General features: G+C 46.4%; 19 protein-coding genes. 11 read left to right on the plus strand and 8 right to left on the minus strand.

The features are described 5' to 3' along the window. Positions 1-19: 19 nt before the first annotated feature. Positions 20-3,505 carry an acyl-[ACP]--phospholipid O-acyltransferase gene (locus ACN0W5_RS04095; RefSeq protein ID WP_417452946.1) on the minus strand — a complete coding sequence of 1,162 codons (3,486 nt, stop codon included), beginning with the start codon at positions 3,503-3,505 and terminating at the stop codon, positions 20-22. 475 nt (positions 3,506-3,980) lie between these two features. Here ACN0W5_RS04095 and ACN0W5_RS04100 point away from each other — a divergent pair, with 475 nt between their 5' ends. Together ACN0W5_RS04100 and ACN0W5_RS04105 are read left to right on the plus strand one after the other, a co-directional pair. Beyond that, the gene (locus tag ACN0W5_RS04100) at positions 3,981-4,394 is read left to right on the plus strand and encodes a BCCT family transporter (RefSeq protein ID WP_417452947.1); all 414 of its coding nucleotides are present in this window, start codon (positions 3,981-3,983) and stop codon (positions 4,392-4,394) included. Then, positions 4,318-4,677 carry a BCCT family transporter gene (locus ACN0W5_RS04105; RefSeq protein ID WP_417452948.1) on the plus strand — a complete coding sequence of 120 codons (360 nt, stop codon included), beginning with the start codon at positions 4,318-4,320 and terminating at the stop codon, positions 4,675-4,677. The genes ACN0W5_RS04100 and ACN0W5_RS04105 overlap by 77 nt, the downstream gene beginning before the upstream one ends. Positions 4,678-4,746: 69 nt before the next feature. Here ACN0W5_RS04105 and ACN0W5_RS04110 read toward each other — a convergent pair whose 3' ends face one another. Then, a complete protein-coding gene (locus ACN0W5_RS04110) occupies positions 4,747-6,585 on the minus strand; it encodes an AMP-dependent synthetase/ligase (RefSeq protein WP_417452949.1) in 1,839 nt (612 codons plus the stop codon). Between the two features lie 154 nt (positions 6,586-6,739). Between ACN0W5_RS04110 and ACN0W5_RS04115 the strand changes: the two genes are divergently transcribed. Beyond that, entirely contained in the window at positions 6,740-8,545 is a 1,806-nt protein-coding gene (locus tag ACN0W5_RS04115; protein ID WP_417452950.1) for a M3 family oligoendopeptidase, read from the plus strand. A gap of 59 nt (positions 8,546-8,604) precedes the next feature. Here ACN0W5_RS04115 and ACN0W5_RS04120 read toward each other — a convergent pair whose 3' ends face one another. Next, positions 8,605-9,678: a PLP-dependent cysteine synthase family protein gene (locus ACN0W5_RS04120; RefSeq protein ID WP_417452951.1), complete on the minus strand. Its 1,074-nt coding sequence runs from the start codon at positions 9,676-9,678 to the stop codon at positions 8,605-8,607. A 269-nt stretch (positions 9,679-9,947) separates the two neighbouring features. On the opposite strand from ACN0W5_RS04120, the gene ACN0W5_RS04125 reads away from it, so the two are divergent. The 5 genes from ACN0W5_RS04125 to ACN0W5_RS04145 all read left to right on the plus strand — a co-directional run bounded on the left by ACN0W5_RS04125 (position 9,948) and on the right by ACN0W5_RS04145 (position 16,340). Next, complete coding sequence (locus ACN0W5_RS04125) at positions 9,948-11,336, plus strand: ABC1 kinase family protein (RefSeq protein ID WP_417452952.1); 1,389 nt, start codon at positions 9,948-9,950, stop codon at positions 11,334-11,336. A 251-nt stretch (positions 11,337-11,587) separates the two neighbouring features. Further along, positions 11,588-13,021 (plus strand): Re/Si-specific NAD(P)(+) transhydrogenase subunit alpha, encoded by a 1,434-nt coding sequence (locus ACN0W5_RS04130; RefSeq protein ID WP_417452953.1) that lies wholly within the window; start codon positions 11,588-11,590, stop codon positions 13,019-13,021. After that, positions 13,021-13,431, plus strand: coding sequence for an NAD(P) transhydrogenase subunit alpha (locus ACN0W5_RS04135; protein WP_417452954.1), 411 nt, complete (start codon positions 13,021-13,023; stop codon positions 13,429-13,431). Before ACN0W5_RS04130 ends, ACN0W5_RS04135 begins: the two co-directional genes overlap by 1 nt. 12 nt (positions 13,432-13,443) lie before the next feature. Next, positions 13,444-14,847, plus strand: a complete 1,404-nt coding sequence (locus ACN0W5_RS04140) for an NAD(P)(+) transhydrogenase (Re/Si-specific) subunit beta (protein WP_417452955.1) — start codon at positions 13,444-13,446, stop codon at positions 14,845-14,847. 194 nt (positions 14,848-15,041) lie between these two features. Beyond that, positions 15,042-16,340 (plus strand): Hsp70 family protein, encoded by a 1,299-nt coding sequence (locus ACN0W5_RS04145; protein WP_417452956.1) that lies wholly within the window; start codon positions 15,042-15,044, stop codon positions 16,338-16,340. A gap of 169 nt (positions 16,341-16,509) precedes the next feature. Here ACN0W5_RS04145 and rpsU read toward each other — a convergent pair whose 3' ends face one another. Continuing rightward, entirely contained in the window at positions 16,510-16,713 is a 204-nt protein-coding gene (rpsU, locus tag ACN0W5_RS04150; protein ID WP_046508209.1) for a 30S ribosomal protein S21, read from the minus strand. Positions 16,714-17,002: 289 nt separating this feature from the next. Here rpsU and def point away from each other — a divergent pair, with 289 nt between their 5' ends. Further along, positions 17,003-17,560 carry a peptide deformylase gene (gene def / locus ACN0W5_RS04155; protein ID WP_417452957.1) on the plus strand — a complete coding sequence of 186 codons (558 nt, stop codon included), beginning with the start codon at positions 17,003-17,005 and terminating at the stop codon, positions 17,558-17,560. 86 nt (positions 17,561-17,646) lie between these two features. Further along, entirely contained in the window at positions 17,647-18,285 is a 639-nt protein-coding gene (locus ACN0W5_RS04160; protein WP_417452958.1) for a COQ9 family protein, read from the plus strand. Positions 18,286-18,313: 28 nt separating this feature from the next. On the opposite strand, the gene ACN0W5_RS04165 is transcribed toward ACN0W5_RS04160, so the two are convergent. The 4 genes from ACN0W5_RS04165 to purE are packed head-to-tail and all read right to left on the minus strand — an operon-like array spanning position 18,314 to position 20,800. Continuing rightward, entirely contained in the window at positions 18,314-19,060 is a 747-nt protein-coding gene (locus ACN0W5_RS04165) for a hypothetical protein (protein ID WP_417452959.1), read from the minus strand. Then, positions 18,999-19,130, minus strand: coding sequence for a hypothetical protein (locus tag ACN0W5_RS04170; RefSeq protein ID WP_417452960.1), 132 nt, complete (start codon positions 19,128-19,130; stop codon positions 18,999-19,001). The genes ACN0W5_RS04165 and ACN0W5_RS04170 overlap by 62 nt, the downstream gene beginning before the upstream one ends. A gap of 16 nt (positions 19,131-19,146) precedes the next feature. After that, positions 19,147-20,247 (minus strand): 5-(carboxyamino)imidazole ribonucleotide synthase, encoded by a 1,101-nt coding sequence (locus ACN0W5_RS04175; RefSeq protein WP_417452961.1) that lies wholly within the window; start codon positions 20,245-20,247, stop codon positions 19,147-19,149. 55 nt (positions 20,248-20,302) lie between these two features. Beyond that, positions 20,303-20,800 (minus strand): 5-(carboxyamino)imidazole ribonucleotide mutase, encoded by a 498-nt coding sequence (purE, locus tag ACN0W5_RS04180; RefSeq protein ID WP_417452962.1) that lies wholly within the window; start codon positions 20,798-20,800, stop codon positions 20,303-20,305. Between the two features lie 257 nt (positions 20,801-21,057). On the opposite strand from purE, the gene ACN0W5_RS04185 reads away from it, so the two are divergent. Next, complete coding sequence (locus ACN0W5_RS04185; RefSeq protein WP_417452963.1) at positions 21,058-21,816, plus strand: GGDEF domain-containing protein; 759 nt, start codon at positions 21,058-21,060, stop codon at positions 21,814-21,816. Positions 21,817-21,849: the final 33 nt, after the last annotated feature.

Here is a 21,849-nt window from a genome sequence, read left to right on the forward strand (position 1 = left end):
TCATCCCAACTATTCTTTCTCAGCTTTCTTCAGGCACGAGCTCCTTTTGAAGTGTTTGGTAATCAGTTTTCCCTGTGCCGAGGACGGGGATTTTATCCATAATTTCGATTTCGCGGGGGATCATCAGTTCGCTGATGCCTTGGTCCTGAGCTTCTTTTAACAAAGTTGCACGGGTGGCGTCGGGGCATTCTGTGGCGAGGATGAGTTGCTCGCCTTTTTTGACATCCGGGCGTGTGATGACGGCGTGCATAAAGCCCGGCCAGATTTTGCTGGCGAGATCTTCTGCAGCGGTCAGCGAGACCATCTCGCCTGCTATTTTGGCAAAGCGTTTGGCACGGCCCTGAATAGAGATAAAGCCATCAATGTCCATGACCACAATGTCCCCGGTATCGTACCAACCGTCTTCGGGTGGTTGAAGCTGTCCGGGGGCCTCGGCGCGTAGGTATCCCTTCATGACATTGGGGCCTTTGACAAAGAGGCGTCCGCCTGTGGGGATACCGGGTACAGGTTCCAGTCTGCTTTCAATACCGGGCAGGAAGCGTCCGACCGTACCCGCTTTGTATTGAAGCGGGGTATTGGTGGATAGCACGGGGGATGTTTCTGTGGCGCCGTAACCTTCGAGAATTCTCAGGCCGAATTTCTCTGACCATGTTTTTCGGGTGCTGTCCTTGACCTTTTCCGCCCCGGCAAAGATATGTCGAACCGAATAGAAGTCGTAGGGGTGGGCGACACGGGCATAGCCCGTCAGGAAGGTATCTGTGCCAAAGACAATAGTCGCATTAGTATCGTACACAAGAGCGGGAACGATGCGGTAATGGAGCGGGGACGGATAGAGGAAAGTTTTAATGCCAGAGAGGATGGGCAGCAAAAGGCCGCCTGTTAAGCCAAATGAATGGAAAATGGGCAAGGCATTGAAAACGGTATCTGTCGAGTTGAAATCCACCACGGCTGCAAGCTGGCTTCTGTTGAACAGAAGGTTGTTGTGGCTGAGCATGACGCCCTTTGGCACACCTTCTGATCCTGAGGTGAACAGTACGACAGCTGCATCATTACTCTCTGGCGCAGATTTATTGTGGAATGTTCTGGCGAAGTGGCTTTTTGCCCAACCGCACAGCTTGTTGCCGAGGGAGATTTCCTCTTTGAGGTCTTCGAGATAGATAATTTTGTGTTCGCGGCCCAGCGCATCAGCCAAATCATCAAGACGTCCGAGTTCGATGAACTTACGGGATGTGATGATGGTTTTGATCTCTGCGGTTTTACAACAGGACAGCAGGTTCTTTTCGCCCATGGTAAAGTTGAGCATGGCCCCAACGCGCCCGATGGCCTGTATCGCAAAGAACGACACCGCCGCTGCCGAGGAGTTCGGGAGCAACAGGCCAACAATCTCTTGCGGTTTTGTAAAGTTGGCAAACTTGTCACCGAGAACAAAACTGGATGTTATCAGTTTGTCGTAGGAAAGCGGCGCACGTTGAATGTCTTCGACAACCGCAGCGTCCCCACCGTGTATATCACGGGCATCCAACAGGTTCTTGAACAGACCGCCTTCTGGTGGGCACGAGGTAAATGCAGTTTCGCTCATCAAATCGTGGAGCCCAACACTGATGGCTGAACGTCGTTCTCTGCCGCGAATATCGTCACTGAGGCGAAGTTTTTTCGGTGGATGAATGGTTATAATAATTTTGGGGAACCAGCGTTGGCGTATTTTACCCTTCAGACGTGAGAAGGGTGTGTATTGCGCGCCTTCGATATTCACAGGCAGCAAAGGTGCATCTGCGTGATCCGCAATCATGCCGGGGCCTTCGAATATCTTCATCATGCCCCCGGTGACGGTAATACGCCCTTCGGGGAAGATCACGCAGCGTTTTCCGGATTTGACCACATTGATCATGGTTTTGGTTGCCATGGGGTTGGTCGGGTCAATCGGATAGAAATCAACAACAGAGAGGAAAGGTTTTACCCACCAACGCTGAGCGACATAGGTATCTATCGCAAAGGTCGGACGACCGGGTAAGAAAGCTGCAAGGAGGACACCGTCAAGGAAGGAAACATGGTTGATGACGATAACGGCTTTTGGCCCCAGTTCGTCAAGGTTTTCTTCGCCTCTAACTTCCACGCGGAAACAGATTTTTAGTATGAGTCTGAAGAAAAGCTTTGTTGGAACTTCGGGCAGGAGTTTGCAGACATAGAGAGCGACGAAAAGGTTGAGTATCCCAACGATCAGGAACACTTCAGGAATAGTAAAGCCAAGCATGAACAGGCCCGTTGCCCCAATGGCTGAGACAACCATAAACAGGGCATTGACGATATTGTTGCTGGCAATATTCCTTGCCCGGTGACTTTCGCTACTTTCATGTTGAAGAATGGCATAGAGCGGTACGATATAGAGGCCACCGCTAATAGAGATAAGCAGCAGATCAATCAAAACCCGGATAAGCTCGGGGCGTTGGAAGTATTCTGCGAGGCCAATCAACGAGGATGACGCGGATGTTATGGTGTTCGATGCGAGATACAGGTCAAAGCTGAAAAGCGATAACCCCAGAGCGCCAAAGGGAACGTAACGTGCTGTGATTTCACCTTTGAGCAGCTTGTTGCATATTAGTGAGCCGAGAGCGATACCGATAGAAAACATGGTGAGAAAGAGAACGCTGATCAACTCGTTTCCACCAATAATTTGCTTTGCCAATGGCGTGAATAGAGAAAGAAACGTTGCACCAAAAAACCAGAACCAAGAAATTCCCATGATAGAGAGAAATACAGGGCGATTGCCCGCGCTGTGTTTAACCAGATTATAGGTTTCTGCAAGAAAGTTTGGGTTGATTTTTAGGGCTGGTTCAGAGGCTTCGGCTTTGGGAATAAAGTAGCTCGTGATAAGACCGATCAGGGATAGAGCTATGATGAGGAGGGAGACAGTCATCAAGCCATCCTCTGTCATAATTACAATGCCGCCGATGATTGTGCCGATCAAAATGGATAAGAATGTTCCTGCTTCGACCAGCCCGTTTGCACCGATAAGCTCTTCATCACGCATGTGATCAGGAAGAATACTGTATTTAAGGGGGCCAAAGAAGGCTGACTGTGTTCCCATTAAGAACAAGACGACCATCAGATAGACGGGGGAGTTCGTCAAAAAGCCATAACTGGCAAGCCCCATAATGATTATTTCAAGGTATTTTGTAAGGCGAATTAAGCGCGACTTTTCAAACTTGTCCGCAATTTGACCTGCGATAGCCGAGAAGAGAAAGAAGGGAAGAATAAAGATGCCCGCAGCCTGGGTGACCATCGCCTTGGCTTCTTCTGGTGACAGGTGGAGCATCTTGTAAGTAATCAAGACAACGAGAGCATTTTTAAAAAGGTTATCGTTTAAAGCCCCCAATGCCTGAGTGAGGAAAAGAGGCAGAAAACGTTTACTTTGCAAAAGATGCAATAGATTTTCACCACCAGATTCTTTGGGCTGAGATTGATTTGCCAAAGTTTCGTCTTCTCTGTTTTTATCGTCTGGGGACATCCCTAGCTACTCCGCCTCTTTATCGTCTTTTGCTGCATAGTGCCGAATTGTTTTGATGATTTAAACTAACTTTGTGTTTTTACTTATTTAAATATAAGTGAGCAATCACTCATATTTGTAACTTTTTGAATTCAAAGTCAAGTGTGGGGTTGAAAATTGATGTGTCAAAGAGTGAAAATTTACAAATTTAGATAAAAATGGTCGTTAATAGAAATGTCATAAATAAACTGTTAACCAGTTAAATGAGTATTGATTTTATTATTTTTTAAATTGTGCTTTCTTTTGTTTTTATTGGATTATTCTGTTTGTGGGTGCCTTTGAGACAACGAATGATGTCAGTTTTTAAACGCGTATGATGGTATTTTTATTCCTGAATCAACGATAAAACGGTCGTTTATAACCATGAAAAGGATTTTGGCTTTCCCATTATATCCTCGGCCCAACCCGTTATCTTCTCGGATCGTTCCTACAGAACATGGGTGATTATATAGGAAATGTAATTCCTTTGAGCCTCTGGACCAATGCAAATGACGAAGCGAGCCAATGGCAAGGCTGGTGGACAGCTTTCTATTGGGGCTGGTGGATGTCATGGGCACCATTTGTAGGTATGTTTATTGCGCGTATTTCACGTGGCCGGACAATCCGTGAATTTATTCTCGGTGTTCTATTGGTGCCAACATTACTTGGTGCTGTCTGGTTAACCTCATTTGGTGGTACTGCATTGCATATCGAGCTCTTTGGTGATGGGGGTATCGTCGAGGCAGTTAAGTCTGATTTGACGTCAGCTCTATATGTAACCTTGCAAAAAATGAATGCTGGTTTCATGGGATCAATCGCTGCAATTGTGTGCGACACTCCTTATTGCGACCTATTTCATTACCTCTTCTGACTCCGGTACCTTAGTGGTTAACACTCTTCTATCAGTCGGGGATGAAAATCCACCTACTGTGCACCGTGTTATTTGGGGGCTTGGGGAAGGTTTTGTTGCTGCCGCGCTATTAATGGCAGGGGGGCTTAAAGCCTTACAGGCGGCGGCGATTGCCGCAGCATTGCCGTTCTCAATTATCATGATCTTTATGATGATTGGCTTGGTAAAGTCTCTTCGTCAGGAAGATTTAGGTATTGCTTATGCACCAAGCGGAGACCGTGTTAGCGGAAGTTTGAACGACTAACCGTTTATGCGTAAACGTTACTAAATGAAACGGCCCCACTAAATGTTGGGGCCGTTTTTTGTGCAATTTCTATTTTGATACTTTGGGATAAAGGGACTCAATTTCTTCCTCATATAGCTCAATAACTTTGTGGCGTCGAACTTTTAGCGTTGGTGTCATCATTTCATTGTCAATTGTGAAAGGTTCTTTGGCGATCACAAATTTACGCACTTTCTCAAGCGGGGAGAGCTGTTTGTTAATTTGATCAACGGCTTTGGCAATAGAAATTTTTAACGAAGGATTGTTGTGTACAGAGGCGAGAACGGCGGCAACTCCGTTGGCTTCGCCCCATAGGTCGAGAAACTCGTCATCAGGAACGATAACAGCCGTTAAGTGAGGGCGTTTGTTCCCGTATACCATGGCTTGATGAATTGAGGGATGGAGAGATAATTTTCCTTCCACACGGGCAGGGGAAACGTTATCCCCCCCGGATAAAACGATAATATCCTTTTTGCGGTCAGTGATCTTTAGTCGTCCGCGATGATCAATTTCGCCAATATCCCCGGTATGAAGCCAACCATCTTTGATGGTTTCATCGGTGTATTTCTGATCATTCCAATAGCCTGACATCAAAAGCTCGCCCGAAGCCAGTATTTCGCCGTCATCAGCGATTTTGATTTCAACGCCCCTGAGTTGAGGGCCGACAGTGGACATATCTATTTTGTCGTGCCTGTTAACCGCGATAACTGGGGCCGCCTCTGTCTGTCCATAGCCCTGCAGAATTGTCAGGCCAAGCGCATGAAAAAACAGTCCGACATCCTCATTCAGGGCCGCGCCGCCGGAAACCATTGCTTTCAGGCGTCCCCCAAAACGCTGACGAAGTTTGTTACGAACCAATTTTTCCAAGAGGCGATCTTGAAGGTTTTCGACCAACCCGAGATTATCCGACTGATAGTACTTTTTTCGGCCGAGGGCTTCTGCTTTGTAGAATAGTTTGCGTTTGAGCGGCTTTTCTTTTTCCAAGCCACGGGTAATGCGACTGTGCATGGACTCAAATAATCTGGGAACTGCCGTCATAATAGTCGGACGGGCCTCAGCAAGATTGCGCAACAGATGTTCTGCCCCTTCGCCGTAGTAGATTTGCGCCCCCAGCAGTAATGGGAAAAACTGTCCGGCTGTATGTTCGTAAGCGTGGGAAAGAGGAAGGAACGAAAGAAATACCTCATCCCCCAAGCCAAGATGATAGAGAACGTCCCAAGCGCCTTCACAGTTACAAAGTATTGCGCCGTGGCTTAACATGACTCCTTTGGGAAGTCCGCCCGTTCCTGATGTGTAGATGAGACAGGCCACATCTTTTCTGGTGAGCTTATCTGCCTCTGCTTCGATATCCACCGAAAGGTTATTCCCTTCGGCGATTAAATGCTCCCAATCATGTATAGGCAGTTCTGATTTGCCTTCGCTGATCTCAAAGATGTCCATGTCATCCTTGTCGATCGTATCCATCGTAATGGCCCACAGACAATTGGGGGCTTCTTTTGCCGCGGGAAGGGATTTCTTACAAAGAGCGTTCGTGGAGACAATGATCCCCTTGGCATCTGAATGGTCAAGGACGTGTTTATGGTTGGTGTGGGTATTTGTTGTATAGGCTGGAACAGATATCCCTCCGGCAGCCATAATGGCAAGATCAGCAATAAACCATTCGGGTCTGTTTTCGGAAACAAGGACAACTCTGTCGCCTTTTTCAAGTCCGATCTTTTTCAGGCTTCGTGCTAATGCGGTTACCCGCCGGGATGTTTCTTCCCAACTAATGGGCCAGTATTGTTTGTTTTCTTTGAACCAAAGAAAAGGCTGTTCTTTTTTCTCTGTCGCATGCGCGTAAAAGAGACTGACAAGGTTCTTGTAGTGCGGCGGAGAAATAGTTTGTTCCATGTTCCTTGTTAGGCCTTTACCTGTTCGCGTGATTTCTTATCATTATGTATTGTAATATTTGGCGATTCACGCCTTGTTTTCAATTTCTAGATCCTAACTTATACAGACAACGTTCGTATTTGAAGACCGCGTTTGCGGAATGAGAGGAATTTTTATGACCGAAGCTGCTCACCCCAAAGAAGTAAATGATGAAAAGCTTGGTACTTTACCCGCGTGGGATTTAACTGATCTTTATCCCGCACCAGATTCTACCGAACTGGAAAATGATCTGGTTGCTGTCGAAAAGTCAGCCATTGCTTTTAATGCAAAATATGCGGGGAAGTTAGCGGATCTGGACGGGGAAGCTCTTTGCGCTGCGATTGAAGTGTTTGAAAACACTCAAGAGATTATGGGCAAGGTGATGAGCTATGCTTATCTGGTCTACGCTGGAAATATGAGTGATCCGGAAGTTGGAAAATTTTTCCAGTCTATGCAAGAGCGCAGCACAGGTATTTCCTCACACATCCTGTTTTTCTCTCTAGAGCTGAATCAGTTGGACGAGGGTGATCTACAGATCAAGATAACAGATAGCTCCCTTTCCAAATATGCCCCTTGGTTGAGAGATTTACGGGCACAAAAAGATTATCAGCTTTCTGATGATGTCGAGAAAATCCTTCACGAGAAGCGTGTTTCCGGTCGCTCAGCATGGGTGCGCCTGTTTGATGAAACGATGGCGAGCCTTCGCTTTCCTTATATGGGGGAAGAGTTCAGTTCTGCGCAGATCTTGAATAAACTCAGTGATCGCGACCCTAAAGCACGTAAAGAAGCGGCTCAGTCACTGGGGAAGGTGTTGGGCGAAAATCAGCGCCTTTTTGCGCATATCACGAATACTTTGGCGAAAGATAAAGAAGTCGAAGATCTGGCGCGCGGTTTCTCTCGTCCTGTTTCTTCGCGGAACCTCGCTAACGTTGTCGAAGACGAGGTTGTTGATGCTTTGGTAAGTTCGGTGGCTGATTCTTATCAGGATCTTGCGCATCGTTATTATAAACTGAAAGCAAAGTGGTTTGGGGTCGAACAGCTTCCTTACTGGGATCGAAACGCACCTCTGCCGGATGACGATGATGATGTTATTACGTGGGCCGATGCAACAGAGACTGTGTTGACTGCCTACGCAGGATTTTCGCCAAAGCTGGCTGAAGTGGGACAAAAGTTTTTTGATAACCCCTGGATTGATGCACCTGTTCGTCCGGGTAAAGCGCCGGGTGCCTTTGCTCATCCGACCGTCCCTTGTGCGCATCCTTATTTACTTGTGAATTATCAAGGTCGGACACGGGATGTAATGACCTTGGCGCATGAGCTTGGGCATGGCGTGCATCAGGTTCTCGCCGGAGGGCAAGGACCACTCATGTCGGATACACCGTTAACGCTTGCTGAAACGGCTTCTGTTTTTGGTGAAATGCTGACTTTCCAGTCTGTCTTGAAAAAGAAAGCGGATGCCAAGGCGCGTAAGATCATGCTGGCTTCCAAAGTTGAAGACATGCTGAACACTGTTGTGCGACAGGTTGCGATGCACCAGTTCGAAACTCGGGTTCATGATGAACGTCGTAAAGGGGAGCTGTTGCCCGAACAGCTTGGTGAAATCTGGATGGAGACCCAAAAAGCAAGCTTGGGGCCTGCTATTCGTTTCGAAGATGAATACGCAGCCTATTGGTCTTATGTCCCACACTTTATTCATGCGCCGTTTTATGTTTATGCCTATGCATTCGGGGATTGTCTGGTCAATTCTCTTTATGCGGTTTACCAGCAAAGCGAGGATGGGTTCGCAGAGAAATATTTGGATATGCTTTCTGCGGGTGGTTCAAAACGTCATAAAGAGTTGCTCGCGCCCTTTGGTCTAGATGCAAGTGATCCGGATTTCTGGAAACAGGGACTTAAAGTTGTGTCTGGATTTATTGATCAGCTGGAAGCTATGGAGCAATAATATTGCTCTGTTGTGATTTACCAGCCTCAAGGCAGGAGTTTCTTGAGGCTGGTAATGACTTAATCCAAGGTAAGTGACCCAGTTTCAAGGAATGATTCAAGGTTTTTGATATAAGGCGCTGGATCGATGTTGTGGCGATCAAGCCATTCCTGGCTGTAATAGGTATCGAGATAGCGATCTCCGGAATCGCAGATTAGCGTAACAATGCTGCCCTTTTCTTTACGGGCTCTCATTTCGGACATGAGAAGAAAGGCACCATAAAGATTTGTTCCTGTGGATGCCCCGCATTTGCGTCCAAGTAGTTTTTCCAGAACGTTGATTGCCGCAATAGACGCAGCATCAGGAATTTGAATCATGCGATCAACCAGACTGGGCACAAAAGAATGCTCAACTCTTGGGCGACCGATGCCTTCAATTCGTGATCCAGAACTGGTTAGGTTTTTATCACCCGTTTTGTAGAAGTCATAGAAAACAGAATTTTCTGGATCAACCACACATAGTTTTGTTTCGTGCGTACAGGATTGATCATAGCGGATAAAGCGGCCGAGTGTTGCGGATGTGCCGCCCGTACCCGCACTGGCTACAATCCATTCCGGGTAAGGGTGGGGTTCTAGTGTCATTTGCGAAAACAGGGATTGAGCTATGTTATTATTGCCCCGCCAATCAGTGGCGCGCTCTGCATAAGTGAATTGATCCATGTAGTGACCGTTTAACTCGTGCGCGAGCCGTTCTGATTCAGTGTAGATATCTTTCGCATCAACCAAATGGCATTCACCACCATAAAATTCAATTTGTGCCAGTTTTCGTTGGGCTGTGGTTTTGGGCACGACGGCAATAAATCTTAGATTTAGCAATCGGGAAAAGTATGCTTCGGATATTGCTGTGCTGCCTGATGATGCTTCGATGATAGTGGTATCCGGCCCAATCCATCCGTTACAAAGACCATAAAGAAAGAGTGATCTTGCAAGCCGATGCTTCAGGCTACCTGTCGGGTGTGTGCTTTCATCTTTAAAATATAAATCAACGCCAAGGCAACTTGGCAAATCCAGTTTGATAAGGTGGGTATCAGAAGATCGGTTATAATCCGCTTCGATTTTGTTGAGAGCTTGTTGAACCCAAAGTCTTTTATTCATTAGAAAATCCGAAAATCGTAGTTCTTAAAAACACAGGATAACATAAGCTTTGATCCTGTTGATATCTTTGCGGGCGAAGGTATATGACCAATGGCGTTATTTTCTCTCAAATATAAGCATATTTTAGGTTTTTATTGAGATAATTTCCCAAAATTTTTTGCCTGCAAGGTGAGGAAGATTGAGTTGGTACTTTTGAAGGTCAAACACCATATAAAGGTTTAACGTTTCATATTTGGCAAGTTTCAGAGATTGTACGAAAGATCAGCAGAATGCAGGATGACGAAGATCTCCAAGATATAAGCGATTCAGGATCACGTCTCTCGGGACGTTTGAAACGCTATGCCAAAGTCGGAAGCTCTGTAGGAGGACTTGCTGCACAGGTTGTTGGAAATCGTGTATTGGGGACAGGTCTGAACTCTGCAAAACATTCGGCAGAGTTGAAGAACGCTTTGGGAGGGCTTAAAGGGCCCTTGATGAAAGCGGCACAAATTCTTGCGACGATCCCCGACGCACTGCCCAAAGAATATGCTGAAGAGCTTCGCCAGCTGCAATCAAACGCACCGTCCATGGGATGGTTGTTTGTGAAGCGTCGTATGAAGACGGAGCTGGGGACGGGATGGCAGAGAAAATTCCAATCCTTTGATCAAGTCGCAACGGCAGCGGCATCACTTGGTCAGGTCCACCGTGCGATTGCTTTGGATGGGCAAGGGCTTGCCTGTAAATTGCAATATCCGGACATGATTTCGGCCGTTGAGGCTGACTTAAAACAGCTTGCTTTGTTGTTCGGGATTTATCGGCGTTATGACAAGGCGATTGATCCTTCAAATATCTTACACGAATTAACCGATCGCTTACGAGAAGAGCTGGATTATCAACGTGAAGCGCAAAACATGGGACTTTACGGGCACATGCTTGTAGATGAAAAACATGTATGTGTACCGAAAGCTGTTCCCGAGTTAACGACCAATCGTTTGATCACGATGAACTGGCTTGATGGTGTCCCGCTTCTTGATTTTATCAGTTCTCATGAAAACGATCTGGAAATGCGAAATCAGGTCGCGATGAATATGTTTCGTGCCTGGTATGTTCCCTTTTATAAATATGGCGTTATTCATGGTGATCCTCATCTTGGCAACTATTCCATACGAGAGAACGGTGATGTCAATTTGTTGGATTTTGGATGTATCCGTGTTTTTGATGCATCTTTTGTTAAGGGGGTTATTGATCTTTATTTTGGGCTTGAACGAGATGACGAAGACCTGGCTGTTCGGGCTTATGAAAGCTGGGGTTTTAAAATTCAAAGTCGAGAGATGCTAAATACGCTGAACATATGGGCGCATTTTCTTTATGGACCTCTGCTTCAGGATCGAAAAAGAACCATAGTTGATGACTATCAGGGGGGCGCTTACGGTGCCGGAGTAGCAAATAAGGTGCATCAGGAGTTACGTCGGTTAGGTGGGGTAAAGCCACCAAGAGAATTTGTTCTCATGGATCGTGCTGCTGTCGGTCTTGGGTCAGTGTTCATGCACTTGAATGCCGAAATAAACTGGCATCAACTGTTTCATGATCTTATTTCGGATTTTGATCACCAGATTTTGTTGGAAAGACAAACATCAGCCTTGAACGAATTCAATGTTCCAATTCCGACACATGGATAAAGTTGATCTGTAAGTAGCTATTTGTCACCTGTGTATACACGCGAATCGATATTTTTGTATATTACAGCAATAAATTGTTATTCTTTTTTAGAATTATTTCCTAGCTGGCACAGGTGTTTCCCTTGAGTTATGGCGCTTTTAGAATGTTTTTGTGCAGTGCACACTTGCAGCTTTGATTTTAATTGCCTTTTAATAACGATGACAATTTGTTGGGTATTTCTATCCAATGACAATTCTTGTGGGGAGAAAATATGAAAATTGCTATTCCCAAGGAGCGTCGCCCGAATGAAACACGGGTCGCTGCTTCTCCAGAGACGGTGAAAAAACTCGCCGCGTTGGGGTGTGATGTCTTTGTGGAAAAAGGAGCAGGTGTTGCGGCCAGCTTCACGGATACAGCGTATAAGGATGCTGGCGCGACGATTGGGAAAGATGCCGCGACAACCTACAAGGATGCTAAAGCTGTTCTAAAGGTGCAAAAGCCAATTGCAGGCGGTAAAGATGATGAACTTAAAGTTTTGCCTAAAGGTACCATCGTTGTCTCAATAGCAGATCCTTATCGTTCTGAGAAAGAATTGGATGCTTATGCAAAGGCTGGATTAACAGCATTTGCAATGGATTTTGTACCACGTATTACCCGTGCACAATCGATGGATGTTTTGTCCAGCCAATCAAATTTGGCAGGATATAAATCTGTGTTGGACGGTGCTGCGGTGTTCAATCGTGCTTTTCCGATGATGATGACCGCTGCCGGGACTATTGCTCCGGCCAAGGTCTTTGTCATGGGTGCAGGGGTTGCCGGGCTACAAGCTATTGCAACGGCACGGCGTCTTGGTGCCGTCGTATCGGCGACGGATGTTCGTCCGGCTTCGAAAGAACAGGTTGAATCGCTTGGGGCAAAGTTTGTTGCCGTTGAAGACGATGAGTTTAAACAGGCTGAAACCGCTGGTGGTTACGCAAAAGAGATGTCGGATGCCTATAAGGCAAAACAGGCAACCTTGATTGCAGAGACCATTGCCAAGGTTGATATGGTCATTACCACGGCATTGATACCAGGACGTCCTGCGCCAGTATTGGTAACGGCAGAAATGGTCAAGTCAATGAAACCAGGATCGGTGATTGTTGACCTTGCTGTCGAAAACGGTGGTAACTGTGAACTGTCTGTAGCCGGAAAAGTTGTTGAAAAGGATGGTGTATCCATCGTTGGTTATAACAATGTTCCCGGACGTTTGGCGACGGATGCATCTTCGCTCTATGCCAAGAACGTTTTCAATTTCTTTGAACTTCTGTTCGATAAAGAAGCTAAGGAATTAAAAATTGACTGGAATGACGAAATCATCAAAGGAACCTGTGTAACACACGAAGGTTCGATTGTTCATCCAGCGTTGGCCCATACTGAAAAAAAGCCGGCTTCTAAAACAGAGACAGCGGCCGAAGGTGAGCCAGCAACACCAAAATCAGCGGCCCAGAAGACTGCTGTAAAAGCGCCAGTAAGAAAAACAACTACGACGAAAAAAGCACCTTCTAAACGGGCGCCTGCAAAGAAAACAACAGCGAAGAAAACGACAAAGGCTGCGGCGAACAAAGCTGCTCCAAAGCCTAAAGCTGCGCCTGAAAAAGCGTCGGCTAAGCCCGCTGAAAGTAAGCCCGAGACAAACACTGAACCTAAAGATAGGGGAGATGCCTGATGTCTAGTGAGGAATTTATAAACAAGGCAACTGATGTCGCTAATTCAGCACGTGCCTTATCTGACGAGGTTGCATCCCTTGCATCTGAGGCCAGTCGCCTTGCTATCGACACGGCCGGGCAAAGTGCAGGGGCCCCATTTATTATGGGCTTGACGGTGTTGGTTTTAGCTGTGTTTGTTGGTTATTACGTTGTCTGGAATGTAACCCCTGCATTGCACTCGCCTTTGATGGCGGTAACCAATGCCATTTCATCGGTGATTATTGTTGGCGCACTGATTGCGGCGGGACCAGCCGATGTTGGTTTTAGCGAAATCATGGGTTTCATTGCCATTGTGTTGGCTGCTGTAAACATCTTTGGTGGTTTTATCGTCGCGCAGCGTATGCTGCAAATGTTCAAGAAAAAGCAATAGGGGGAGCTTACTATGTCATCAGATCTTTCTGCTCTGTTATATCTGGCTGCTTCAGTCTGCTTTATTATGGCGCTTCGCGGGCTTTCGCACCCGACAACCAGCCGACAGGGAAATATTTTTGGTATCGTCGGGATGGTTCTGGCCATCGGAACGACCCTTATGGCGCCTGGCGTGGTGAGTTTTGGCACCATTCTTCTTGGACTGCTTGTCGGTGGGGCTATTGGTACTGTCATTGCCTTGCGCATTAAAATGACTGCCTTGCCGCAACTTGTTGCAGCCTTCCACAGTCTTGTCGGTTTGGCCGCGGTTTGTGTCGCTTTAGCAACCTTCTACAAACCAGAAGCCTACGGTATTGGACGGGTTGGCGATATTCAGATCTCAAGCCTTGTTGAATTGGCAATTGGTACAGCCGTGGGTGCGATTACCTTTACGGGATCAGTGGTCGCGTTTGCTAAGCTGCAAGGACTTGTTTCGGGTGCACCGCTGGTCTTCAAGATGCAACACATGCTTAATGCTGCACTTGGCGCGTTAGTTGTTGTGCTGCTTGTTTTGCTCTGTACAACGCAGGAACCTCTTTATCTCTGGGTATTGATCGCGGTTACACTGTTACTCGGTTTCTTACTGATTTTACCGATTGGTGGTGCGGATATGCCTGTTGTTGTGTCCATGCTGAATTCCTATTCAGGCTGGGCCGCGTGTGGCATCGGGTTTACCCTGCAAAACAACCTGTTGATTATTACAGGTGCGCTGGTTGGCTCTTCAGGGGCAATCCTCAGCTACATCATGTGTAAAGCCATGAACCGTTCGTTCATCAGCGTTATCCTTGGTGGCTTTGGGGCCGAGGCTGATGATGGTCCCGCCGGGAGCGGCGTTGATGATGATCGGGTTGTAAAATCCGGCTCTGGCGATGATGCGGCTTTCCTGATGAAAAATGCGGGGTCAGTTGTTATTGTGCCGGGATACGGTATGGCTGTTGCACAGGCTCAGCATACGCTGCGTGAAATGGTTGATTTGCTGAAAGCTGATGGGGTTAATGTGCGTTATGCTATTCATCCTGTTGCGGGACGTATGCCAGGGCACATGAACGTGTTGCTGGCGGAAGCATCTGTGCCCTATGACGAAGTGCTAGAAATGGATGAAATCAATCGCGATTTCAAATCAACGGATGTTGTTTTTGTTATCGGTGCGAATGACATTACTAACCCAGCTGCCAAGACAGATCCCAAATCACCTATTTATGGGATGCCTATTCTGGAAGTTGACCAGGCCCAGACCGTTCTCTTTGTGAAGCGTGGTATGTCTGCTGGATATGCTGGTGTTCAGAACGAGCTTTTCTTCAGGGATAACACGATGATGCTGTTCGGTGATGCGAAACAGATGTGCGAGAAGATAGTGAAGTCTTTGGAGCAGCTCTAAGAGCTTCTTATCGTTGCTGTATTGGAAAAAGGGCATCCTCGGATGCCCTTTTTATTTGGTTTACGGGTGTAAGAACCTCGTACCAAAGAACCAACATGCAGTAGGTTTTTTACAAATTATTGCTTGATACTTGGCTTGAAAGGGATCATGTATCCCGTCCCTTTTTCCAACCTTATATAAACGAGGATGAAGCCATGAGTGATATCTCAATTGGTATTGATTTCGGTACGACGAATACTGTGATTGCTATGGCTGACCAAAAGGGAGCGGTGAAATCCGTTAAATTCAAGCACGATGATATTCTTCATGATGTTTATCGTAGCTTGCTTTGTTACGAGAAGCATAGCCCGGCTAAAAACTCCAGAGTAGATGTGGCTGGTGGCCCTTGGGCATTGGAGCAATACCTAACGGCGCGCGGTGAAGTGCGTTTTCTTCAGTCTTTCAAAAGTCATATCGCCAGTAAGCTGTTTCAGGAAACGCAAATATTTTCCAAGCGCTTTACCTTGCAAGATATTATGGCTGATTTTTTTACACAGTTTGTCTCGGATGCCGGAGATCAGATCCCTGAAGATAAAACCACCGTTATTGCCGGGCGTCCAATTATCTATGCAGGGCATTCTCCGGATGAAGACTTGGCGCGCGAGCGATATGATGCGGCTTATAAAAGTATTGGTTTTTCTAACGTAAGTTATGTCTATGAGCCTGTCGGCGCGGCGTATTACTACGCAAAAAATATTGAGAAAGAAGCAACTATTCTAGTTGCTGACTTCGGCGGCGGAACAAGCGATTTTTCTCTCATCAAGTTTGAGCGTTCAGGCTCAACCTTGCGATCAACACCTTTGGGCTATGCTGGGGTTGGTATCGCGGGTGATACCTTTGATAGTCGATTAATTGATCATGTGGTTTCACCGTCTCTTGGTAAAGGCAGCGGGTACTATTCCTTGGATCGTAAGGTTCTTGATATGCCCAACAGTTTCTACAATCGTTTTTCCAAGTGGCACGAGCTTGGGGTTTTGAAAAGCCCGACAACCCTTCGCGAACTTCGTGAATTAAAATCAGTGGCGGTTCATCCGGAAATGATCGAAGCCTTTATCGATGTTGTCGATAATGATTGGAGCATGGATATTTATGATGCCATTTCCAAAGCGAAAATGGCTTTGACGAACAGCAATGAAACGAATTTTTCGGTTCACTTCAGTGACAAAAAAATTGAGAAAACGATTTATCGACAAGATTTTGAAAACTGGATTGCAAAGGATTTGGCTGTGATCGAAAAAAAGGTCGATAGCTTGTTACAGGAAAGTAAAATTCCTCTGTCTCAGATTGATAAGGTCTTTATGACGGGGGGAACATCTTACGTTCCGGCTGTGCAGACGCTTTTTGCCAAGCTTTTCGGAAAAGATAAATTGGCAAGCGGGAAGCAGCTTGAATCCGTTGCTTACGGCCTTGCTCTGGTAGGGCAAGATCCAGACTCTCAAAGCTGGGCTGTTTAGATCGTGATTGCTTATACTTAAAGTAAGGATCGGGTTGCTGAGGAGAGAGATGACCCGAATTTATTCTAGACGCAAAACGGGCCGCCTTCTGAGTTAGAGGGCAGCCCGTTCTTCTTCCAAGAGGAAGATATCTCGCCTTAAGCGACGTTCACAGAACGTCAATCAGACTTTAATAGCCTTCGCGTTCCATACGTTTACGAAGAAGTTTGCGATAGCGACGAACTGCTTCGGCACCCTCGCGCTTTCTGCGCTCACATGGTTTTTCGAAGTGACGACGCAACTTCATTTCACGGAAGACACCTTCGCGTTGCAGCTTTTTCTTAAGCGCGCGAAGAGCCTGATCAACATTGTTATCACGAACGTGTACTTGCACGGGCGATCAGCTCCTTTCTAACGTCAGTCCATGATTGGTCTGACAGAGTTTTCTCGGTTACCCGAGTTGAACACATAAAGAACATCCGCTGGACCGATGGTACAGCAGGTTCATGGCAGTACCTATCACAGCCTTTTATGAATGTGAAGGGAAGAATAAGGAGCACCCCAGATTCTTTAGAAATTCTTTTTCCCAGTATTTCTGTGCTTTAGCACTATAATATGATAACTTTTGTAAAGACACGGTGTTTTATTTTGATTCTGTGTAACCAGAGTTCCATAGTATAAACATGACCTTACTAAATATATCAAAAATGGGACATCCTGTTTTACGACAGATTGCTGCGCCTGTTTCTGATCCGACATCAGCCGAAATCCGCGAGCTTGTTGAAAACATGGTCGAGACCATGACAGAGGCCGGTGGTACAGGCATAGCAGCCCCTCAGGTTTTCGAGTCGAAACGTATTTTTGTCTTCTTCGTTTCCGAAGATCGCGCGAAAGTTGAAGCTGAAAGATTGGGGATTTCGATAGAGGGCGAGGCAGCTGTGCCTTTGACTGTTCTTGTGAACCCCGAAATTGATTTTATCGGCAATCAAATCGATGAAAGCTGGGAAGGGTGTCTTTCCATTCCGGGCTTGATGGGGAAAGTTCCTCGCCAGAGATCAATTCGCTATCGCGGGTTGGGGCTTGATGGTAAGCTTATTGAGCGTGAAGCCACCGGGTTTCATGCGCGCGTTGTTCAGCATGAATACGATCATTTGAACGGTGTTCTCTACCCAGAACGAATGACAGATATTAAATCACTTATTTTTTCATCAGAAGTCGGTTATCAAAAAGCTGATGAATGAGATCTTTGGGATAAGTGGAATGTTTCTGCACACTATCTTCCCAGAGCAAAATTGTACGTGAGCTAGGAAACTTAAGGAATCGTGATATGAGCGAAGCAAAAAAAGTCAAACTGTTAGAAGCTTTGTTATGCATTGTTCCTTTTGAGGGGTGGAGTGATGCTGCTCTTACTGAGGCGGGAACCAATTGTGATTTCTCATCTCAGGATGTTTCCATTCTCTTTCCAAGGGGCATAACTGATGTGTTGCGATTTTATAATCAACTGCTTGACCATCAGGTTATGGAAATTTTGGAAAAGAATGGCGCGGTTGACATGAAAGTACGCGATCGAATTACATTAGCTGTAAGAACCAAACTGGAGCTTATGACACCGGATCGTGAAGCCATTCGCAAAGGCGTAAGCTTTTTTACAATGCCGCTTAAGGCGACTGAAGGTATGCATAATGTTTATGATACCGTCGATGCCATGTGGTTAGCCGCCGGGGATACATCCACCGATTATAATTTTTATAGCAAACGCTTGTTGCTTGCGGGTGTTTATAGTTCTACGCTTTTATTTTGGTTGGATGATTGTTCTGAAAATTTTGAAAAAACCTGGAGCTTTCTTGATCGGCGTATTGCAGAGGTTCTCAAAATTGGCGGCGCGTTAGGTAAAACAATAGGTAAGGTAAGTGCGCTGGCCAATAAATTTCAAGTTTGTGTCCCTTTTTCCAAGAAGAGCCCGTAAGAGAATCTTGTCATTCTTAGCATCTTTGTCAGATCGGTTGATCGCGGAATATTTTTTTGAGCCATTGATTAGCCGGGCGATTACGTCCTTGGGTATTAATCACAAATTCTTGTCCTTTTGGGGCTGATTTTAGCTCCCAACCCTTGGGTGTCGGTCTCCATTTGTCTATTTTTTGGTGATAAGATAGTGCGGGTGTCGGGTGTGCAAACCATTTAGGTAAATTCCAGACGGAGCGAGTGGAATCCTCAGCAGTCAAAACTCTGTCCTGATTTATCTGGGGGAAAACACCTCCGCCGGGAATATCGAGTTCTTTCTGATCGATCTTTAACTTGTCTTTTGCAATGTAAAGGGTGTTGTTTGCCCCAAAAGAATGTGTGAGATGAGGGTGATCCGCATAGGCTGGGTATTGTTTTGCTGTAGAGTGAATATCCGTGCCGATGTTGATCACCTTTTGAACCTGTAGCCATCCATAGATAACGTGTAGGTCTGGTTGTTTGGACAAAGGTCGCAAATTATTATCTACGCACCTGAACCAGCCAAAGAAGAGAAATATGTCTCCGGTCGTGACGCCTTGATTGGCAAGATGTTGCTGAGCTGCACCATATTGCCCAAAGCAACAGGTCCAATCGGGATGACGCGGAAGGCTGTCGGGATAGAGATCAGGATCTAGATGCGCTCTGTCTTGAGGGGAAGCTGCTTTGGGTTTTAGCTGCTCAATGATAGCCCCTAAGTGCCCAATCGGCGAGGCGATCTCCTGATAAGTCTTTGGCCCCATTGGGCAGAATCGGGCTTGGACCGCCCCCATATTGAGCATCAAAACCTTTTCGGCTCAGGATAATTCGCATCTCATTACGATGTTAATTAATTCCGGGGAATGATCCGGGTAAAGTGCCCCATTTTGCGTCCGGGTTTTGCTTCGTCTTTGCCATAGAGGTGCAGTTTGCTTGCGGGATCAGAGAGGATTTCTTCCCACTTTTCAACATCGTCCCCGAGTAGGTTTGTCATGACGGCATCTGAGTGACGGAAAACAGATCCAAGATTTAATCCTGCAATGGAGCGAATAAACTGTTCAAACTGGGATGTGACGCAGGCATCCATGGACCAATGACCGGAATTGTGTGGGCGTGGTGCCATTTCGTTGATCAGGATTTCATCATCCGTGGTGACAAACATCTCTACGGCCATCATGCCGACGAGTTCCATTTCTTCGGCCATGTGCCGTGCCAAAGCTTCTGCACGATCACTAATCTTTTGCGAGATGCGTGCCGGGACGATTGTTTGGTCCAGAATATGGTTTTTGTGACGGTTTTCTACAGGAATATACGCCTGACAGTCACCTTGAATACTTCTGGCTACGATAACAGAAATTTCCATACGGAAATCGACCAGTGCTTCTACAACCAACTCTGCTTGATCCAAATTTGGAGCAACTGCATTCCATGCATCGGTTAATTTCGTATCAGCAGCTATAAAAGTTTGTCCCTTGCCATCATAACCCATTTCGGTGGTCTTCAAAATGCAGGGGCGTCCCATGTCTCTGACAACACGATCAAGTGATTCGGGGTTCGTGACTTCCATATAACGTGTCGTCGGAACGTTAATAGAGTTGCAGAAATCCTTTTCACGTAATCGATTTTGGCAAATGTGTAGAACGTTTGGGCCAGGATTAACCGGGATGCGGTCAATCAGAAAGGCGGCGGTTTTGGCAGGAACATTTTCAAATTCATAAGTGACAACATCAACGTGTTCAGCAAAATCAGCAAGGGCCTTTTCATCATCATAAGTTGCTGTCGTTGAATATTTAGAAACTTCACTTGCAGGACTATCGGCTTCGGGACAGTAGATGTGGCAATGATATCCCAGCTCAGCAGCCGCAGATGCAGCCATTCTTCCGAGTTGTCCACCCCCAAGAATACCAATAATGGAACCTGGGGCGAGTGGGGCTGAAAGCGACTTGCTCATAATCGTTGTCTCCACGGATTTCCGTAAAACGTTGCCTAAATAATAGGTGTCTTAATTAGAGGGTATCAACTGGCTCTATGGCGACAGCATCGGTTTGTTTTTGACGCCAGTTATCCAGAGCTTCTGCAATCTTTTCGCTTTGAAGCGCAAGCACTGATCCTGATAAAAGAGCTGCGTTGATCGCGCCAGCTTTACCAATTGCCAATGTCCCAACGGGTACTCCGCCGGGCATCTGGACGATTGATAGCAGGCTGTCTTGTCCCTTCAGGCTTTTGCTTTCGATTGGAACACCAAAAACAGGTAATGGCGTCATAGCGGCTGCCATCCCCGGCAAATGCGCAGCGCCACCAGCACCAGCGATAATAATGCTCAGACCTCTGTCGCGCGCTGTCGTGGCGTATTTAACCAGACGATCAGGGGTTCTATGAGCAGATACGATACGTTTTTCGTAAGATATACCCAAGGCTTCGAGGGTTTCGGCCGCATGTTTCATCGTGGGCCAGTCGGATTGGCTACCCATGATTATACCAACTTGCGGAGATTTCTCGGACATTGCTTAATCCTGATTTAGCTGTGTATCGGAGCGCATTATTAAGACGTGTGAGAAAAGAAGGCAAGTAAAGAGAACACAATGCTTTGTCTGGAAATTACGGAGAATTACCGTTTTTTGGTAACTTTATGTAAAATGATTGTATATAAAGTGCATTGAGTATTTATTTTTTGGCGCCTCGTTTGATGGGATGGCTTTAAAATAACAGATGTTCCGGCAGGAAGCTGGAATGAAAATAAAGCAAAGGGATTGCTTGTCGTATGAAGGTCCAAAGACCAACCGGTGGAACTGGCTCTGTAAGCAGTGTCGGGCGTGTTTCGGCAACACCGACTGTTAAACCAGCACAAAAAGTTGATGGAGTGTCTGATGCGACAGCTCCTGTAGATGTTGCCTCGATTGGTGGCATTCCAGAGGCCGAGTTCACGCCAAAGGTTCGTGCTGCGATTGAGAGACTGATGAAAGAAGTTCAGGATGTTCGTCAGGAGTTGGATCAGGCCAAAAAAAGAGTGGATTACCTTGAAAAGCTTGCAGATCAGGACGTTCTGACACCTGTTCTAAATCGCCGTGCTTTTGTACGCGAGCTTGATCGGATGATGGCGTATAGCGAGCGCTATGAGGTGCCGGGCAGTGTTATTTATATCGATGTGAATGGCATGAAAGAAATCAATGACGGGTTGGGGCATGAAGCCGGTGATGAGGCGATTAAACATGTTGCATCCACATTGCTCAGTAATGTGCGTTCTTCTGATATTGTCGGGCGTTTGGGGGGGGATGAATTTGGTGTGATTTTACTTCAGGCTCCACCGGATATCGCAGTAGAGAAGGGACAGTTATTGGCTGGGGAAGTTGCAAAGATACCTTTTGATTATGAGGGGAATTCTGTGAATGTTCATGTTTCCCACGGTGTCCACAGTTTTCAGGGCGGGGATGCTGATGCGGCGCTCAAAGCAGCTGATAAGGCAATGTATGAACAGAAAAAAGCTAAACAAAATACTTCTGGAGAACGAGATGCCTCTTAGAGGTATCTGAAAGCCCACCCCTAATCGGCTAGA

The organism is Kiloniella sp. (assembly GCF_048270245.1).
In the GTDB taxonomy this organism is placed as follows: Bacteria; Pseudomonadota; Alphaproteobacteria; order Kiloniellales; family Kiloniellaceae; genus Kiloniella.

Coding starts and splice junctions, on each gene's coding strand:
- ACN0W5_RS04095 (WP_417452946.1), bottom strand. CDS start 3,505: ATGTCCCCAGACGATAAAAACAGAGAAGACGAAACTTTGGCAAATCAA.
- ACN0W5_RS04100 (WP_417452947.1), top strand. CDS start 3,981: ATGGGTGATTATATAGGAAATGTAATTCCTTTGAGCCTCTGGACCAAT.
- ACN0W5_RS04105 (WP_417452948.1), top strand. CDS start 4,318: ATGCTGGTTTCATGGGATCAATCGCTGCAATTGTGTGCGACACTCCTT.
- ACN0W5_RS04110 (WP_417452949.1), bottom strand. CDS start 6,585: ATGGAACAAACTATTTCTCCGCCGCACTACAAGAACCTTGTCAGTCTC.
- ACN0W5_RS04115 (WP_417452950.1), top strand. CDS start 6,740: ATGACCGAAGCTGCTCACCCCAAAGAAGTAAATGATGAAAAGCTTGGT.
- ACN0W5_RS04120 (WP_417452951.1), bottom strand. CDS start 9,678: ATGAATAAAAGACTTTGGGTTCAACAAGCTCTCAACAAAATCGAAGCG.
- ACN0W5_RS04125 (WP_417452952.1), top strand. CDS start 9,948: ATGCAGGATGACGAAGATCTCCAAGATATAAGCGATTCAGGATCACGT.
- ACN0W5_RS04130 (WP_417452953.1), top strand. CDS start 11,588: ATGAAAATTGCTATTCCCAAGGAGCGTCGCCCGAATGAAACACGGGTC.
- ACN0W5_RS04135 (WP_417452954.1), top strand. CDS start 13,021: ATGTCTAGTGAGGAATTTATAAACAAGGCAACTGATGTCGCTAATTCA.
- ACN0W5_RS04140 (WP_417452955.1), top strand. CDS start 13,444: ATGTCATCAGATCTTTCTGCTCTGTTATATCTGGCTGCTTCAGTCTGC.
- ACN0W5_RS04145 (WP_417452956.1), top strand. CDS start 15,042: ATGAGTGATATCTCAATTGGTATTGATTTCGGTACGACGAATACTGTG.
- def (WP_417452957.1), top strand. CDS start 17,003: ATGACCTTACTAAATATATCAAAAATGGGACATCCTGTTTTACGACAG.
- ACN0W5_RS04160 (WP_417452958.1), top strand. CDS start 17,647: ATGAGCGAAGCAAAAAAAGTCAAACTGTTAGAAGCTTTGTTATGCATT.
- ACN0W5_RS04165 (WP_417452959.1), bottom strand. CDS start 19,060: ATGGGGCCAAAGACTTATCAGGAGATCGCCTCGCCGATTGGGCACTTA.
- ACN0W5_RS04170 (WP_417452960.1), bottom strand. CDS start 19,130: ATGCGAATTATCCTGAGCCGAAAAGGTTTTGATGCTCAATATGGGGGC.
- ACN0W5_RS04175 (WP_417452961.1), bottom strand. CDS start 20,247: ATGAGCAAGTCGCTTTCAGCCCCACTCGCCCCAGGTTCCATTATTGGT.
- purE (WP_417452962.1), bottom strand. CDS start 20,800: ATGTCCGAGAAATCTCCGCAAGTTGGTATAATCATGGGTAGCCAATCC.
- ACN0W5_RS04185 (WP_417452963.1), top strand. CDS start 21,058: ATGAAGGTCCAAAGACCAACCGGTGGAACTGGCTCTGTAAGCAGTGTC.